15 protein-coding genes and 1 tRNA gene are annotated in these 16,766 nt (G+C 69.1%); 9 read left to right on the top strand and 7 right to left on the bottom strand.

The window, feature by feature from the left end; all coding sequences use genetic code 11:
- The first annotated feature begins 57 nt into the window (after positions 1–57).
- Positions 58–582, top strand: coding sequence for a GNAT family N-acetyltransferase (locus ACZ4TO_RS27440; protein WP_382791560.1), 525 nt, complete (start codon positions 58–60; stop codon positions 580–582).
- A 35-nt stretch (positions 583–617) separates the two neighbouring features.
- On the opposite strand, the gene ACZ4TO_RS27435 is transcribed toward ACZ4TO_RS27440, so the two are convergent.
- Positions 618–1,424, bottom strand: coding sequence for a dioxygenase family protein (locus tag ACZ4TO_RS27435; RefSeq protein ID WP_382791557.1), 807 nt, complete (start codon positions 1,422–1,424; stop codon positions 618–620).
- A gap of 136 nt (positions 1,425–1,560) precedes the next feature.
- Between ACZ4TO_RS27435 and ACZ4TO_RS27430 the strand changes: the two genes are divergently transcribed.
- The gene (locus ACZ4TO_RS27430; RefSeq protein ID WP_385042449.1) at positions 1,561–2,070 is read left to right on the top strand and encodes a MarR family winged helix-turn-helix transcriptional regulator; all 510 of its coding nucleotides are present in this window, start codon (positions 1,561–1,563) and stop codon (positions 2,068–2,070) included.
- 219 nt (positions 2,071–2,289) lie between these two features.
- Here ACZ4TO_RS27430 and ACZ4TO_RS27425 read toward each other — a convergent pair whose 3' ends face one another.
- Together ACZ4TO_RS27425 and ACZ4TO_RS27420 are read right to left on the bottom strand one after the other, a co-directional pair.
- Positions 2,290–3,834: an MFS transporter gene (locus tag ACZ4TO_RS27425; RefSeq protein WP_382791551.1), complete on the bottom strand. Its 1,545-nt coding sequence runs from the start codon at positions 3,832–3,834 to the stop codon at positions 2,290–2,292.
- A 271-nt stretch (positions 3,835–4,105) separates the two neighbouring features.
- Complete coding sequence (locus ACZ4TO_RS27420) at positions 4,106–4,750, bottom strand: TetR/AcrR family transcriptional regulator (RefSeq protein WP_382791548.1); 645 nt, start codon at positions 4,748–4,750, stop codon at positions 4,106–4,108.
- Positions 4,751–5,444: 694 nt separating this feature from the next.
- Between ACZ4TO_RS27420 and ACZ4TO_RS27415 the strand changes: the two genes are divergently transcribed.
- The 5 genes from ACZ4TO_RS27415 to ACZ4TO_RS27395 all read left to right on the top strand — a co-directional run bounded on the left by ACZ4TO_RS27415 (position 5,445) and on the right by ACZ4TO_RS27395 (position 11,643).
- Complete coding sequence (locus ACZ4TO_RS27415; RefSeq protein WP_468025481.1) at positions 5,445–6,719, top strand: M6 family metalloprotease domain-containing protein; 1,275 nt, start codon at positions 5,445–5,447, stop codon at positions 6,717–6,719.
- A gap of 265 nt (positions 6,720–6,984) precedes the next feature.
- Positions 6,985–8,886, top strand: coding sequence for an IclR family transcriptional regulator domain-containing protein (locus ACZ4TO_RS27410; protein ID WP_468025480.1), 1,902 nt, complete (start codon positions 6,985–6,987; stop codon positions 8,884–8,886).
- Between the two features lie 143 nt (positions 8,887–9,029).
- The gene (locus ACZ4TO_RS27405; RefSeq protein ID WP_468025479.1) at positions 9,030–9,737 is read left to right on the top strand and encodes a ScbR family autoregulator-binding transcription factor; all 708 of its coding nucleotides are present in this window, start codon (positions 9,030–9,032) and stop codon (positions 9,735–9,737) included.
- A 96-nt stretch (positions 9,738–9,833) separates the two neighbouring features.
- A tRNA-Arg gene (locus ACZ4TO_RS27400) sits at positions 9,834–9,906 on the top strand.
- An 87-nt stretch (positions 9,907–9,993) separates the two neighbouring features.
- A complete protein-coding gene (locus tag ACZ4TO_RS27395) occupies positions 9,994–11,643 on the top strand; it encodes a tyrosine-type recombinase/integrase (RefSeq protein ID WP_468025478.1) in 1,650 nt (549 codons plus the stop codon).
- Between the two features lie 90 nt (positions 11,644–11,733).
- Here ACZ4TO_RS27395 and ACZ4TO_RS27390 read toward each other — a convergent pair whose 3' ends face one another.
- From ACZ4TO_RS27390 to ACZ4TO_RS27375, 4 genes are all read right to left on the bottom strand, one after another.
- Positions 11,734–12,291 carry a hypothetical protein gene (locus ACZ4TO_RS27390; RefSeq protein WP_468025477.1) on the bottom strand — a complete coding sequence of 186 codons (558 nt, stop codon included), beginning with the start codon at positions 12,289–12,291 and terminating at the stop codon, positions 11,734–11,736.
- Positions 12,292–12,369: 78 nt separating this feature from the next.
- Positions 12,370–13,092: a hypothetical protein gene (locus ACZ4TO_RS27385; RefSeq protein WP_468025476.1), complete on the bottom strand. Its 723-nt coding sequence runs from the start codon at positions 13,090–13,092 to the stop codon at positions 12,370–12,372.
- Positions 13,093–13,153: 61 nt separating this feature from the next.
- On the bottom strand, positions 13,154–13,510 hold the full coding sequence (locus tag ACZ4TO_RS27380; protein WP_468025475.1) for a hypothetical protein: 357 nt from the start codon (positions 13,508–13,510) through the stop codon (positions 13,154–13,156).
- A 456-nt stretch (positions 13,511–13,966) separates the two neighbouring features.
- A complete protein-coding gene (locus tag ACZ4TO_RS27375) occupies positions 13,967–15,058 on the bottom strand; it encodes a pentapeptide repeat-containing protein (protein WP_468025474.1) in 1,092 nt (363 codons plus the stop codon).
- Positions 15,059–15,398: 340 nt separating this feature from the next.
- On the opposite strand from ACZ4TO_RS27375, the gene ACZ4TO_RS27370 reads away from it, so the two are divergent.
- The gene (locus ACZ4TO_RS27370; RefSeq protein WP_468025473.1) at positions 15,399–16,034 is read left to right on the top strand and encodes an RNA polymerase sigma factor; all 636 of its coding nucleotides are present in this window, start codon (positions 15,399–15,401) and stop codon (positions 16,032–16,034) included.
- A 424-nt stretch (positions 16,035–16,458) separates the two neighbouring features.
- The gene (locus tag ACZ4TO_RS27365) at positions 16,459–16,716 is read left to right on the top strand and encodes a chaplin (protein WP_468025559.1); all 258 of its coding nucleotides are present in this window, start codon (positions 16,459–16,461) and stop codon (positions 16,714–16,716) included.
- The last annotated feature ends 50 nt before the right edge of the window (positions 16,717–16,766 follow it).

Raw genomic sequence — 16,766 nt, 5'->3', positions numbered from 1 at the left:
CCCGCCCCTTGATTTTTCTGATCATGCAGTACCCTGTCGCACCACTCGGGAGGGTCAATGCGGTCAGAACGTACAGATGTGCAGGTCAGGCCGGGAGTCGCAGCCGACCTCGACGCACTCACGGAGCTGTACAACCACTACGTACGTGAGACGCCCATCACGTTCGACACCATCGTCTTCACGCCGGAGGAACGTCGTCCGTGGCTGCTCTCCCACCCTGAAGACGGACCGCACCGCCTGATGGTTGCCACAGAAGCCGATTCACAGGCGATTCTGGGGTACGCGACGTCCAGCGCCTTCCGCGCGAAACCCGCCTACGCGACCTCCGTGGAGGTGACGGTCTACGTGGCCCCGGGCGCCGCGCGCCGTGGCGTCGGCACCCTCCTGTACGAAGCGCTCTTCGAGGCGCTCGCCGGCGAGGACCTGCACCGGGCCTACGCCGGCATCGCGCTGCCCAACGAAGCGTCCGTGCGCCTGCACGAACGCTTCGGGTTCCGGCACGTCGGCACCTACGGGGAGGTCGGCCGCAAGTTCGGCCGCTACTGGGACGTCGCCTGGTACGAGAAGAAGCTCGCCCACTAGGACACGCCCGGGCGTGTCCTAGTGGGTCGACCCGCTCAGCCGAACTGCACCGACCGCTTGGCCATTCCCAGCCAGAATCCGTCGATCACGGACCGCTGCCCGTCGAGCCCGCCGACGGCGTCCGCCGCACCCATGGTCACGAAGAGCGGGGCGAAGTGCTCGGTGCGCGGGTGGGCGAGACGGCCCGCCGGGGACTTGCGCTCGAAGTCGAGCAGCGCGTCCACGTCACCGGCCTCCAGCGCGCGGTGCCCCCAGTCGTCGAACTCGCTCGACCAGGTGGGCACTCCCCCGCCCGTGTGCCTGAGGGCCGCGAGGTTGTGGGTGAAGAAGCCGGAGCCGACGATCAGCACACCCTCGTCCCGCAGCGGCGCCAGCTTCCGCCCGATCTCGAACAGCCGGACCGGGTCGAGCGTCGGCATGGAGATCTGGAGCACCGGGATGTCGGCCTCGGGGAACATCTCCTTCAAGGGGACGTACGCGCCGTGGTCGAGTCCCCGGTCCGGGATGTCCTGCACCGGCGTACCGGGCGCGCGCAGCAGTTTCCGTACGGACTCGGCGAGCGCGGGGGCGCCGGGGGCCGCGTAGGTCACCTGGTAGTAGTGCTCGGGGAAGCCCCAGAAGTCGTAGACGAGAGGGACCGTCTCGATGGCGCCGAGGGCGAGGGGGGCCTCCTCCCAGTGGGCGGAGACCATGAGGATCGCCTTGGGGCGCGGCAGGTCGGCGGACCAGGCGGCGAGCTGGCCGGGCCAGACCGGGTCGTCGGCGAGCGGCGGGGCACCGTGGCTGAGGTAGAGGGCGGGCATGCGCTCCGGTGCGGGGCGCTCCTCGGTGGCGGCTGACATGGCGGCTCCCTCCGGAGAATTCCATCGTACGGCGGCACTGCTTGATCTTTGAAGCAGTTGCTTAAAGTCTCAAGTTCTCAGTCGAGACTACGGCTGCTTTGTTTAAGTTTCAAGGACGAGCTCGTACAGTGGACACATGAACACGGCATCCGCCCCCGCTGAAGAGCCGCGCTGGCTCACCGACGAGGAACAGCGCATCTGGCGTGCGTACATGCACGCCACCACCCTCCTGGAGGACCACCTCGACCGTCAGCTCCAGCGCGACGCGGGCATGCCGCACATCTACTACGGCCTGCTCGTCCAGCTCGGCGAGGCCCCGCACCGCCGGCTGCGGATGACGGAGCTGGCCATGAACGCGAAGATCACCCGCTCGCGGCTCTCGCACGCCGTCGCGCGGCTGGAGAAGAACGGCTGGGTCCGCCGCGAGGACTGCCCGTCCGACAAGCGGGGCCAGTTCGCCGTCCTGACCGACGAGGGCTACGAGGTGCTGAGGCGCACCGCGCCCGGCCATGTCGCCGCCGTACGCCAGGCCCTGTTCGACCGGCTCGGCCCTGACCAGCGGAAGGCTCTCGGCGAGGCCATGCGGATCATCGCCGAAGGGCTCCAGCCGAAGGACGCGGGCGCGGATCTGCCCTGGCTGCGCTAGGGCCTGCCGTCGGGATCGACCGGCGGACACGGGACCGGCCGCCCGCCTCCCCGCGGGCGGACACAGGACTGACCTGACCGCCCGCCTCCCCGCAGCGGACACGGGACTGCCCCGGCTCCCTGTGGTGGGAGCCGGGCCAGTCCCCGGAGTCGTACGGACGAGGCGTCCCCACCCCGCGTCCGTACGCGAAGTACCCGAAGGGAGTCTGCGCCGGGATCGTCAGTGGGCGACGACCGGCACCTTCAGCTCGTCCTCCGCACCCTCGCCCGAGCCGACGACCGCCGAGGCGTCCGGACGGCCGGTGTTGATCAGGGTGAAGGCCAGGCCGGCGGCGACCACGAGGATGCCGACGGCGAACCAGATCGCGTTGCTGTACCCGTGCACCATGCCCTCGGCCTGGACGAGCTGCTGCTGCGCCTTGGTACCGGCGCCCGCCATGTGGTCCTTGATGTAGGCGGTGGTCGCGGAGGCCGCGATCGTGTTCAGCAGGGCCGTACCGATGGCACCGCCGACCTGCTGCGAGGTGTTGACCATCGCCGAGGCGACACCGGCGTCACGCGGCTGGATGCCGTGCGTGGCGAGCGACATGGCCGGCATGAACGCCGTGCCCATGCCGAGACCGAGCAGCAGCATCGCCGGGAGCACCAGGGACGCGTACGACGAGCCGATCTCGAGCTGTGCCAGGAGCAGCATGCCGACGGCGGCGACCAGGAAGCCGGGGCCCATCAGCAGCCGCGGCGCGACGCGGGTCATCAGACGGGCGCCGATCTGCGTGGAGCCCGTGATCATGCCCGCGATCATCGGCAGGAAGGCGAAGCCGGTCGAGATCGGCGAGTAGCCCTTGACGATCTGCAGGTAGTAGGTGAGGAAGAGGAACGTGCCGAACATCGCGATGATCGCGAGGCCGAGGGAGAGGTAGACACCGCCGCGGTTGCGGTCGAGGACCACACGCAGGGGCAGCAGCGGGGCCTTGACCTTGGACTCGGTGAAGACGAACGCGGCCAGCAGCACGGCCGAGGCCACGAACAGGCCGACGGTCAGGGTGTCGCTCCAGCCGTCCGACTCGGCGCGGGTGAACCCGTAGACGAGGGAGACCAGACCGAGGGTGGACAGGACGACGCCCGGGATGTCGAGCGGCGAACGGTTGCGGCCGCCCTTCGGCTCACGGATGACGAAGTACGCGCCGGCCGCGGCGACGATCGCGAACGGGATGTTGACGAAGAAGGTCCAGCGCCAGTTCATGTACTCGGTGAGGACACCGCCGAGGATGAAGCCGACGGCGCCACCGCCACCGGCGATCGCACCGTAGATGCCGAAGGCCTTGGCGCGCTCCTTGGCGTCGGTGAACATCACGGCGAGCAGCGAGAGAGCCGCGGGCGCCAGCAGCGCGCCGAACACACCCTGCAGGGCGCGGGCGCCGAACATCATCGCGCCGCTCTGCGCCGCGCCGCCGAGCGCGGAGGCCGCGGCGAAGCCGACGAGGCCCACGACGAACGCCCGCTTGCGCCCCCAGATGTCGGCGATACGGCCGCCGAACAGGAGCAGACCACCGAAGGCGAGGGCGTAGGCCGTGACGACCCACTGCCGGTTGCCGTCGGAGATCCCCAGGTCCTGCTGGGCCGAGGGCAGGGCGATGTTCACGATGGTGGCGTCGAGCACCACCATCAACTGGGCGAGCGCGATGAAGACGAGCGCCTTCCAGCGGTTGCTGTGCGCGTCGGACGCTGGATCCGGAAGCGCCTTGGACATGCGTGTTTCAGACATGGGGGTACCCACTCCGGGACTTCGTAGCGAAAAAAGGCAGTGAAAGGGGACGGCGCGTCGACGGTGACGGCCGGTGGAGCGACACGTGCCGCTCGGGCTGTACGGCTGTTTGAGCTAGGGGCGACGCACGGTGAGTCGCGCGTCGTGCTGGGCGAACGGTGAGCTGTGGATCGCGAATGGTCGGATGCGAACAGGGGTCACGAGTGGTGACCGGTCTCCGGTGCCTGACTCATCGGTCGTCGGCCGACCGGTCACGGCGCCTGCGTGTCGGTCACACTCGTCGCAGTCCCTCCACGGTGGCGGCCACTCCCGGCAGTTCGGAACGGGCCGGGGCCCGCATCCCGTCCAGGAACAGCTGCAGATGACGGTGTACGAATTGGTCGATGCCCTGGCAACCGGTGCCCGGCAGCGGCCTGGTGAGCTGGCTGACGGCGATCATCAGATCGCCCACCTCGACGTCGGGGCGGAGCTGTCCGGCCTCACGGGCGCGGGCCATCAGCCGCTGGATCAGTTCGGTGATCCGGTCGCGCGCGGCGACCAGGTCGGGATGGTTCTGGTCGAAGTTCGCCGAGAGCATCGGGCACAGGGCGCCGATCCGCTCGTCGGCGGCGAAGTGCACGAAGCCGCTCAGCGCCTCGAACGCGTCGCCGTCCACGGCGAGTGCTTCCTCGACCCATTCCGAGGTGCGGTCCATGACCGAGCACACGACCTCGCGGGCGAGGGCGTCCCGGTCGGGGAAGTTGCGGTACACCGTGGCGTTGCCGACACCGGCCCGGCGGGCGATGTCGTCGAACGGCACCTCGGCGCCGAACTCTACGAACATCTCGCGGGCGGCGGCGACGATCCGCTCCCGGTTGCGCAGGGCGTCGGCACGGGGCCGGGCCACTCGGCGCTGCACGGGGGTTGCGGTCTCCACGGCGTACTCCTCGAAGATCTCGGGGCTTGCATACGATCCGGGGATTCGGTCCCCGTTTCGCTCGGACGTATGGCTAAACGGGGAAACGATCCCCGGTTATTTCCCGGACCGGGAAGAGAAAGGTGTGACCTGCGTCACATTCATTCTTTCTCGCCCGCACCCTGGATCCAGCGCGAGGGGCCGTACCCCGGAACAGCTGAAACTCCCCCGGAGCGCGCCCCCACCCGGGATCCGGCGCGAAGGGCCGCACCCCGGAACGACTGAGACTTCCCCGGAGCGCGCCCGCACCCGGGATCCGGCACAAGGGGCCGTGCCCCGGAACGACTGAGACGTCCCCCAGCGCGCCCGCACCCGGGATCCGGCGCGAGGGGCCGTGCCGGTACATCACATGCCTGTCGCCACCGACGCCCGCCCCTCACCCAACGGCGACGGGCGGATGTACCGGCGCGGCCCCGACCCACCCACCGGCGCGGCCCCACCCCACCCACCGGCCGGACCCGCGATCGCCGCCCGCTCTTGGTTCGCCACCCCACGCACCCACTCACGCGCACCCCCACGCGCCCCCGCTTCGCGCCCCTCCCAGGGATGAACCCGATCGGGCTCATTCAGCGCGCGCCCGGCGCGTCGGCGACTCAGGGTGATCGAAAGGGTGCAGTCGGAGACCGGTGGCTGCCGTGGAGCGAAGGGCCCCCGCATGCAGCCGTCCAGCCGCCGCATACGCCCGCGCCGTGTGGCCGCGCTCGCCACGGTGACCGTGCTGACGCTCGCGGTCAGCACCTCCGCCGGCACCGGGCATCTGACGGCCGGCTCCGCGACGGCGGGCTCCACGGCGCTGGCCCGGTCCACGGCGCTCGGTCCCTGCATGATCAACGGTCCGTCGGACGTCCAGATGGGGGAAGGGATTCCGACCACTCCCGGTTACGCCCGCTCCACCGGCACCCTTCGGGCGCTGACACTGATGGTCGACTTCTCCGACGCACCCGGCAAGGGCAGCGCCCGTGACCGGTACGACGAGTTCTTCCCGAAGACGCAGGAATGGTTCCGCACCGCCTCCTACGGCCGTCTCGACTATCGCCCCGAGGCCCCCGTCAAGCACTGGCTGCGGATGCCCAAGCCCTTCAAGGCGTACGGGATAGAACGCGGCGCGCCCTTCGACCCCGGCTACCGCGAACTGGTCCAGGACATCGTGGCGACGGCCGATCCCGAGGTCGACTTCCGCTCGTACGACATCCTGAACGTGCTGGTCACACCGAACGCCGGGCCCTCCGCGCTGGACACCGTGCTGTCCGTGACCTTCGCCGGCAACACCGAGGCGCCGGTGGCCGACGGCGTCCCAGTAGCCAACGCGTCCTTCGTCTACAGCCGCCAGGACGACGGCTCGGGCTCCTACGCCGACACCGGCTACCGCGTCCTGCCGCACGAGAACGGCCACACCTTCGGCCTGCCCGACCTCTACACCCAGGACGGCGGCGGCGCGGTCGGGCACTGGGACATCATGAGCGAGGACTGGGGGGCCGACAACGACCTGCTCGGCTGGCACAAGTGGAAGCTCGGCTGGCTCGACGCCTCCCAGGTCGACTGCGCGGCGACCCCGGGCACCAGCGAGTACACGCTCACCCCGCTGGCCCGGAAGGGCGGCGTCAAGCTCGTCGTCATACCCTCCGGCACCCACAGCGGGTACGTCCTCGAACTGCGCACCCGCGCGGGGAACGACGACGCCGTCTGCCGTCCCGGCATCCTCATCTACAAGGTCGACGCGGACGTGGACACCGGGAACGGTCCCGTCACCGTGTACGACTCCCGCCGCGACAGCGGAGGGTGCACCCGCTCGCCGAACGTCCAGGCGGAACTCTCCGACGCGCCCTTCTCTCCCGGCGAGACCTTCAAGGCCCCCCACGGCGGGCCTACCGTCCAGGTCGCGGCGGCGGACTCGGCGGGGAGGTACCGGGTGTATGTGACGCGCCGCTGACGGCTCGCGGGCGCCGCGTAGCGGGGCGGATCGCGGGGCAGGCCAGCCGGAGAAGCGTGTTCGGCGGCGGACCGGCACCCTCGTCGACGCCCGTTCCGGGAAGCGGCCGACACCCGTGGCGGGAAGCGACCGGCGCCCGAACCGGGAGGTGGCCGACCTGCTGCGACGGGCGGGCAGCACTACCGTGGCTTTCCTGAGATCCACACGGTGACTCATCCGAGATCCGCCGCACGGTGACTCCTCCGAGAGCCCCACCGGAGAACCCATGCCATCAAGCTCCCTGCCATCAGGCTCCAGGTCATCCGACTCCCGGTCATCAGGCTCCGGGGTATCAGGCTCCGGGCCGTCGAGCCCCACATCGCCGCGGCCGCACGCGACTCCTTCGCCTGCCACGCCGTCGGACCGGGCCTCGGCCGGGGCGGAAGCGCCGGAGGAGGCGGTCACACCGCTCATCCGCGGGATCGCCGTCCTGCGGAGGCTGACCGAGGCGGACGGTTCGGCCAGTCTGAGCGGACTCGAACGGGCCACCGGGCTCGCACGGTCCACCATCGACCGGATCACGGCGACGCTGGCACGCATGGGCTACGTACGCCTCGACGGCCGGGACGCCGTACTGGCCCCGCGCCTGGCGGAACTCGGCAACGCCTACCTCGCCGCGCTCCGCCTCCCCCGCGTCCTGGACCCGCACGCCGACGCCCTCGCCGACGAGCTCGACGAGTCGGTGTCCCTCGCCGTCCGCGACCGGGACGGCGTCCGCTTCATCCATCAGGCGACCCGGCGCCGCGCGATGTCGCTGAGCTTCCGCATCGGCGACCTGCTCCCCGCCGAACGCACCGCTCCGGGACCGCTGTTCGCGTCCGAGTGGAGCGAGGAGGACTGGACGCGCTGGCGGGAGCGCCGCGCGGCCGACCCGGAGGACCGCGGCTTTCCGGCCGTACCCGCGCGGAGCAGACCGTACGACGGAGGGGCGGCCGTCTCCGCGCTGCCCGCCTCCCAACGCCCCACCGTAGGTGACGACTTCGAGCAACGGACGGCCGAAGCGGCGCGGGCAGGCTGGGCGTTGGACGACCAGCTCGTCGAACCGGGCCTCGTCGCGCTCTCGATGCCGGTACAGGAGGCGGGACGGATCGCCTGCGTGGTGAACGTCGTCAGCCACACGAGCCGGCACAGCGCATCCGAACTGCGGGACGCCCTGCTGCCACGGCTACGGACGGCGGTGGCCGAGATGGAACGGGCACTGGCGCAGGACGAAGCGGGGAGCGCGACCGCCACCGATGCCGTTACTGACGCCAGTGCCGTCAATGCCGCCACCGAGATCACTGCCACCCCCCTCCCCTCGCCCCCTTCCGGACTCGCCGACTGGACCGGCGTCTCCAAGCAGGAACTGGGACGGGAGTTCATCGAGTCGCTGGCGCGGGGCCTGACCGTGATCACCGCCTTCGGCGAGGGCCGCGGCGAACTGACCCTCACCGCGGTGGCCCAGGCGACCGGGCTCCCCCGCGCGACCGCTCGCCGCGCCCTGATCACCCTGGAGCACCTGGGTTACGTCACCGCGCACGACCGCGTCTTCCGCCTCACCCCGCGCGTCCTGGGGCTCGGCTTCCCGCCACTCTCACGGACGACGCTCCCCGAGATCGCGGCCCCACACCTGACCGAACTCTCCCAGCGGCTGCGCGACTCGGTGTCGCTCGCGGTGCTGACGGGCGACGAGATCCAGTACACCGGGCACGTGTCGACCCGAGGCATCATGAGCGTCCGCGTGACCGTCGGCACGCGGCAGCCCGCGTACGCCACCTCCCTGGGGCGAGCGATCCTGGCCGATCTCCCGGCGGCCCGGGCGATGGAGGCGACGGCCGGAGCGCCCGAGGCCGTCACGGGGCGGACCGGCATGGACCCGGAGCGGTTCAGGGCCGAACTGGACCGGGTTCGCGCCACCGGATACGCGCTGGTCGAGGAGGAGTTGGAGCAGGGACTGAGGTCCGTCGCCGTCCCGGTGCGGGACCGCGCGGGACGGACCGTGGCCGCGGTGAACGTCGCCATGCACAGCAGCCGCCGTACCGCGGAGGCGTGCGTGAGCGAGGTGCTGCCCGAGTTGCGGGAGACGGCGAGACGCATCGAGGCGGACCTGCACATCGCGGCACGCTTCCGCCGCGTACCAAGAACCTGACCCCACGCCCCAAACCGAAGCACCCCTCCCTCTCCTTCACCCTTCAACCACCCCTGGATTCAAGGGAGTTAACGCCTGGCGTGAAGATGATCTGTGCGGGGGAGGCCCCGTTGACAGATCCAAAAGCAGGTTTCTAGCGTCGCTTGCGGCAGGACGAACAGCAGCCGAACGACAAGGAGCGTCCGGGTGGTCGCGTCGTGGTGAAGCAGGAGAGGTCCGAGCGGACCAGGCGCAACCTGATCCGGGCCGCCTCGGCCGTGTTCGACCGGTCCGGCTACGAACGGGCCACCCTGTCCGCGATCAGCGAGCGGGCACAGGTCACCAAGGGCGCGCTGTTCTTCCACTTCGCGGCCAAGTCCGATCTGGCCCGGGCCGTGCAGACGCAGGCCTGCGTGACGTCGGGGGCCGCGCTGGAGAAGCTGGCGCGGCGCGAGACGCCGGCGTTCGAGACAGCCACCGCCATGGCGCACACGCTCGTCGACCTCCTCGAAACCGACATGACCGTCCGCGCGGGGGCACGTCTGGCCCAGGAGATCAGGACTCCCGACGACCCCGCCCTGCACTGTCACGTCAACTGGCTCGGCGCCCTGCACGAGATCCTGGCCCGGGCCAGGGAGGACGGCTCGCTGCTCCGCGACGTCGACGTCCGCGCGGCGGCGGTGCTGATGCTGTCCATGATCACCGGCACGACGACCCTCCCCCGCCTCCCCGCCGCCGCCCGCCCCCCTCGCCCACGACACACCTCGGCCCCCGATTTCGCTCCTCGTTCCCCCCAGGAGACGGGCGCCCTGTGGCTGACCCGCATGCTCCACCTGACCCGCCCGGCCCTCTCGAACCTCCCGGCCAACTGACCCGACCCCACCCCGCCCCACCTGCACGAACGGGAACCTTCCCAGCCCCCACCCGGTATCCGCTACGCTAGCTACCGGATCGCACACGATCCGCACGCCTTCGTAGCTCAGGGGATAGAGCACCGCTCTCCTAAAGCGGGTGTCGCAGGTTCGAATCCTGCCGGGGGCACAGTGTCTGACCAGCGCGTTTACCTCTCCGAGGTAGGCGCGCTGTTCGTCGTAGCCATGGCATTAACCATGAATAGGTTCCAGAGCCATGGCGAACACCAAGGGCAAGCGACGTCAGCGCGGCAGCATCCGCCCCAACGGGGCCGGCTTCCAGGTCCGGGTCTACGCCGGGCGGGACCCGCTCACGAAGAAGGATCTCTACCTCCACGAGCAGGCCGAGACGGAGACCGAGGCGGAGAAGGTCCGCACCCGGCTCCTCCACCAGGTCGACGAGAACCGCCACCCCAAGACGCAGGTGACCATGTCGTTCCTGCTCGACCGGTGGCTCGGCGTCGCCGAGCTCGACGAGACGTCGTACGAGCGGGCCGAGGGCATCATCCGCAACTACCTCAAGCCCACGTTCGGCGACCTCAAGGCCGGGAGGCTGACCGCCGAGATGCTGGAGCTGTTCTACGCCCGTCTCCGGCAATGCCAGGACCAGTGCGAAGGCCGGCGCAACGGCAAGACCGACCCCAAGACGAAGCAGAAGCACCTCTGCGAGCCGCTCGCCGCGAACTCCGTCCGCAAGATTCACTTCATCCTGCGCTCAGCGCTCAACCGCGGCCTGCGCTGGGGCTACGTGACGACGAACGTCGCGGCCCTCGCCGAGCCGCCATCCCAACCCAAGCCAAGCCCCGACCCGCCCACTCCCGAAGAGGCGGCCCTGGTTCTGAACACCGCCTGGCAGCGGGACCTGGACTGGGGAACGTTCCTGTTCATGACGATGGTCACCGGCTCACGCCGCGGCGAGATGTGCGCCCTGCGCTGGTCGGACATCAGCCTCGACCGACTCGAACTCTTCGTGAAGCACTCCAACAACGGCCGCAGGATCAAGGACACCAAGACACACCAACGCCGTAAGCAGGCCATCGACGTGATCACGCGTTCCGTCCTGGCCGCCCACCGGACCCGCGCCGAGGAACGCTGCAGGGCGCTCGGCGGTGAACTCGCCCGTGACGCCTTCGTGTTCTCCGGCGAGGCCGACAGCTCCGCCCCGCTCGTGCCGTCGAGCGTCAGCCAGCGTTACCGCCGCCTCGCGGAGAAGCTGAAGATCCATACCCACCGCCTGAAGGACCTGCGCGCGTACAACGTGACCGAGCTCCTGGGCGCCGGTGCCGACGTACGAACGGTCGCCGGCCGCGTCGGCCACGGCGGCGGAGGCGCGACCACGCTCAAGTACTACGCGGCCTTCCTGGCCACCTCCGACCGCCAGGCCGTCACCGCCTTCGCCAAGCAGCTCCCGGTGCCGGAAGGGCTACTCGCCGAGCAGCCGATCACCACCGTCATCAACGGGCTCCGTCTGCTCTGCGAGTGCGGCAACGAATCACTGTGGGCGATGCTCGTGGTCACCGAGGACGGCGCCGAGGCCCTGTGCGGCCAGTGCGAGGCAGCAGTCCAGGCCCGCCCGGACGCAGCCGTGGGCCCCATCGGCAAGACCATCAAGGCCGAAGCCGCCCCGCCGCGTGAGCTCGCTCCCTGGGAAGTGATCGCACAGGAACTCGCGGACGCCATCAAGGACGGCACGATGCTCCCCGGCGAGGACGTCCCCACGGTCGGCGACATCGCGCAGGCCCACGGTGTCTCGGTCGGTACCGCGCACCGGGCCTTCACCCAGCTGAAGAAGGACGGCCTGATCGAGGTCAGCCGGGGCCGCCGCGCCGTCGTCCGCCAACGCCAGGAGACAGCCGATGTCGCATGAGCCCCGTGCTCTCCCCCACTTCCTCCGCTGCCCGTGTCGAGGCCCGTACCGTAGGTCACTGGAGTGGGATGTTCGGGGGCGGGCTGGATGTCACGACCTTGCTGGGGACTCCAGGTCGTCTAGGAGCCGTTCCAACTCCGTCCAGGAGCGGACGCGCTGACGGGCGTACACGGGACTGTCGAAAAACAGCGTGTGGCAGTGCTGGGTGATGTTCTGCAGGGCGGTCAGCTTCTGTTCCTCGGTCCGGTCCGAGATCCAGACCCCGCGAGCATTGCTGGAGTAGCGCACTGCCAGCTCCGGGAGCCGAGACCCGGTGTACGCGAAGAGGAACTGCACGGCATGGTCGGTGAGGTACTTGGTTGCCTCGTCGACCTGAGCCCGCCAGCGGGCGCGTTCCTCCCGCAGTGCGGTGCGGATCGTGTCGGTTGCCTCCGGCACGACGGGTGCCGCAAGCAGATGTGTGACCGCGGACAGGACGTTCAGCATGTTCGCCTGGAACTTCTCGCGGGCTTGCATCTTTGCTTGGAAGCGCCGGTTTCGGACTTCAAGCAGGGGCGAGACGTATCGCCCGGCAACTATCAGGGTGAGCAGGGAAGTCACGATCGAGATCAGCGCGGTCGTACCCCACGAGGGCATCCAGTCAGGCATAGACGCGATTCTGGTGGCCTGAGTCAAGGACGGTGGCCGTTAGGGACCTTCGTTCGCCCTGTGCGCGACAACGGATTCCTACATGTTGTTGCCGCTGGTGCCTTCGTTCGACTGCCGGCGCGCCCCGCCGTTGGCCCGCGCGGTTGCTTTGGCCAGCCCGTTTATTGAGTGGGAGATGCCTTTCAGGGCCTCTTCCAGAGCCTTGCTCGGGCTCTCGCCCATCAGCACCCCCTGAAGGACCTCCAGGTCCACCCGATACGTCAGCGTCTCCACAGGTCCAGCCGGACCCGTCGCGTCGACAGTGAAGTCGAACTGCATCGGCAGTCCGGACGCCTCACGCCGGTAGTAGACGTCGAAGGCGAACACCAGACGACGTCCTGGCGGCAACACCGGGATGGTCCGTGCCAGGGCCCGCTGCAGTCTTTCGGTGAGGTTGTCATGGCTGGATGCGAAATCCGGGGCGACCCGGATCCGTACGTCCCGGGCCATGGTTGGCCCCGTGTTCTCGATGCTGAGCACCAGCAATGGGGCGCCCTGCCGGTCGGGGCCGATGTCCACGACCACGTACGGTTCGCTTTGCTCCCGGTGCACCCGTTCAGCAAGCGCCAACTGTTCGCGGTGGGCACGCTCGGCATGCTCAGTCTGCTGCCTGGCGATACTCAGCTGTTCCTCGGCGGCTTGGGCTTGGCGGTCGGCGTGCCTTGCCGAGTCGGACGCGGTCTTGGCCTGCCAGAACGTGATCCCTGCCGCGACCAGAGCCACGGCACCCGCCCCGACGGAGATCCAGTCGCTGGCGTCCATTGCTACTCCCTGCATATGTACCACCTGGATCATTCCAGGAGAAGTTGGCGACACCTGCACATCAGGCGCATCCAGGAGGCAAGTAGGTGTTGCCGACGTCTCCGGCCGAGGTCGCGGCGAGGGCCACGACCGCCCAGATCGCGGCGGAAACGTCGGCCCGCGGGCCGTCCCAGGCGTCGTTGAGGAGATCCACGGTCAACCCCACGGACTCGCCGTCCGGCCGCTTGGCCGCGAACTTGACCTCCTGCACCGCCCACGGGGCGGCGTGGGCAGAGACGAACACCACCAGAGCGTGGTACGCCGCGAAATCCTCGCCCTTCCGAGTGAGGGTAAGACTGCCCTGCTGCAGGTCGATGCCGACCTGGACCTGGGTGTCGTCCTGCACGATGACGGGTTCGCCAGTGGCACTCAGATCCACGCTGCTCTCCAAGAGGGCGGAGGTGTGGGTTCAGCTCCTCAGCATGACAGCTGACTGCCCGTCGGGAGAGGGCATCCATTAGCCGATGGTTTCTTGAAGCCCGACCAGCAGCCCAGGCGCCTGACACCACGATCAATCTCAGCGTTAACCGCTGCACGCCTACTACTCAGGGGCGGATCAGGAATGACGTTCGCCTGGCCCGTGGACGATGCTGCGCCCGCGGGCTCTGCACCGTCGCGTCACGCAGACTCTTCGGACACATGTCGGTCCAGTTCCTCTGGCCCTTCGCCCCCCTGCCCTGCACGGAGTGAACAGACTCCCGCCCCAGGGGGGCGGAAGGCGGAGGCGAAACGCGGAGTGTCTCGATTGGAACCGGCTGGCCAACATGCCTGGTCGCCGTCTCTTCTCATTGGATCGGCCGGCGGGGGGCGAAGACGACCGGTTACGCCCCCTAGGTCATCGGACTCGCGGAACCGACCCCGTCGCGCCACGGAAAACCAGCCTGCCACTGGAGAGCACCGCGCCGTCGAAGGACACCTGGCCGCTGGAGAACGCCGCGTCCATGAAGGACACCTCGCCACCGGAGAACGTCGCGCGGACGAAGAACACTGTGCTGCCGGAGAACGTCGCGTCAACGAAGGACACCTCGCCGCCGGAGAACGTCGCGTGAACGAAGGGCACCTCGCCGCCGGAGAACGTCGCGCAGTAGAAGGACACCTCGCCGCCGGAGAACGTCGCGCGGAAGAAGGACACCATGCGGCTGGAGAACGTCGCGCCGGCGAAGTTCACTGTGCTGCCGGAGAACGTCGCGTCAACGAAGGACACCTCGCCACCGGAGAACGTCGCGCCGCCGAGGGACACCGTACCGTCAGAGAACGTCGCGCCACGGAAGGACACTGTGCCGCCGGAGAACGTCGCGTCCTTGAAGGACACCATGCCGCCGGAGAACGTCGCGCCATCAAAAGACACCGTGCCGCCGGAGAACCCCGCGCCGTCGAAGGACATGTCGCCATCGATAGTGACCCCGGTGAGGTCGAGATCGCAGCCCTGCCAGGAGCCGCGGGTGCCCCTGGGACGTCGGTAGTGGTCACCGATGAGACGCAAGATCGTGTGTCGGACCTTGCGGAAGGCCAGGTATCGGTGGTGTTCCTCTTCGTGCACGGGGTCTTCGCCGGGGTCAGCGGTGAAGGGAAGCTGGAGATAGGCGCACAGGACATCGATGCAGGTCTGGCGCAGGCTGTTGTCGGGAGCGTCGTCTGCGAGTCCGGTCAGGGCGTGGACGCCCCCTAGCCGGACGGCCGGGGAGTCGGAGCCGAGTTGTTCGACGGCCTGCGTGAAGCGTTCGGTGTGCAGGCGGATGGCTTCGCGGCGTGCGCCGTCCTCGTCGACGCGCTGGCGCCGATAGGCCACCACCAGGGCGACCAGGGCGCCAGCCCCGGCGACGACACCGAAGGACAGCTTCACCAAGTCGAACAGCGTCCCGGAGTCGATGCGGTGCTCGGGCTTGAGGCCACGTGTTTCAAGCAGGTCCCATCCGGTGTAGAACACTCCACCTGCCACTAGGACCGCCACGGTGAACGTCAGGGCAAGGACTGGTCCGACCGGCCATAGTCGTAAGCCGCGCTGCTCGGTATGGCGTCGAGGCCGATGTGCGCTCATACCCAATGAGGACACTCAGGCATCGCTGCGGGTTGCAACGTCGTGAGAGCGCGAGCGACCGGTTAAGCCCCCTTGGCGAAATTGGATTGCAGGGGCGGGCGTCACCCCTCAAGGCGATGTGACGCGCATCACACAAACACTCGGAGGGGCTAGGTACCTGAAGTGGGTGTTAGAGCGCTCTGGTGCCCCCTCTGCCTCTGGGCAGAGGTCTCGACCGTGAAGGACAACAGTGACCACTAACCCCAAGCGCTGGCGAAAGGCCGACCAGGAGCTACACACCCTGGGTGAGCCCTCGCCCTCGCTGTCCCCACTGTCGCGGGAGCAGTGGGAGACGGTCAGGCGCAATGAGGGACCCCTCCGCCGGTACACCCGCGCGTGGGCGACGGCCGAACACGAGACGGAGGTCTTCGCAAAGGCCATAAAGAGCCTGCACACGAGGTTGGAGAACACCGAGGAGCCCCTCAAGGGCAGTGTGCTCGCCTACATGAAGAAGATCTGCAAGCGCGAGGCGGGCAAGCACCGCAAGGAGATCGCGGAGCAGCAAAAGCGTGAGCACCCCGTCGGGGACGACACCCATCTCTTGGACACCGAGGACTCGGTCACCGCCGAGGACGTCGTGGTGCTGAACGAGACCCAGGAGTCACTGAAGGACAAGCTGCCGCTCCTCCAGAGGGTGCTCAGCGACCAGCAGTACAGGATCTTCCTGCTCGCCGAGGCCAAAGGCATGAACTGTTTCGAGATCAGCGAGGCGTTGGGCGGCAAGGTGTCGCCGGGCGCGGTCCGCCAGTCGCTGAAAGCGGCCCGGGACAAGCTGAAGCTCCCCGCAATCCGAGCGCGTCTGGGGGTGTCGCCCCTGGCGAGGTAACCGTCCCCCCAGGCGCACGGGACGCTCCACTGGCCAGCGTCCCGTGCGCCGGGAGTAACCGTTCCCCCGGGCGCACGGGACGTTGGCCAACGTCCCGTGCGCACCGGGGGTGGGTTGCTCCACTCACCGCTCGTGAAGGAGAGAAACGAGAGATGAAAATGACCAAGCGCCCCAGGGCGAGTCTCACCTTGTGGGTCGGCTCGTACTTGGCCCTGACCTGGTCCGCGGTCGTGCACCTGGTCGACCGGGTCCTGTTGTCCTTGACGCCGACGCCGCGAGAGCGGCCGGCGCGTCGCCCGGTGGCGACCTTGACCGCGCCCACAATGCTGTGCGCCTCGCGGGGAACGCGGGAGGCCGCGCACAGGAACAACTAAGTGCGGGCGCGAGTCGAGATCCAGTCGTCATCTGACCAAAGGAGAACGTGATCATTCGCATCGCAAAAGCAGCCGCCGCCGTGCTCGGCGCCGGTGCCCTGGCGTTCGGCGGTGCCGGTATGGCAGCGGCTGACGCGGGTGCCCAAGCCGCGGCCGTCGACTCGCCGGGCGTCCTGTCCGGCAACGTCGTGCAGATTCCGGTCCACGTGCCCGTCAACGTGTGCGGCAACTCGGTCGGCGTGGTCGGCCTACTGAACCCGGCCTTCGGCAACACCTGCGTCAACGGCGTCGACACCCCCGGCAACTGACCCGTCGCACGCAAGTACCGGAAGAGCCCCGACGGTCCCACCGCCGGGGT

The organism is Streptomyces sp. NPDC028298 (assembly GCF_055565895.1).
Note: the sequence above shows the minus strand (reverse complement) of the source record. Positions and strands in the feature narration are given on the sequence as shown.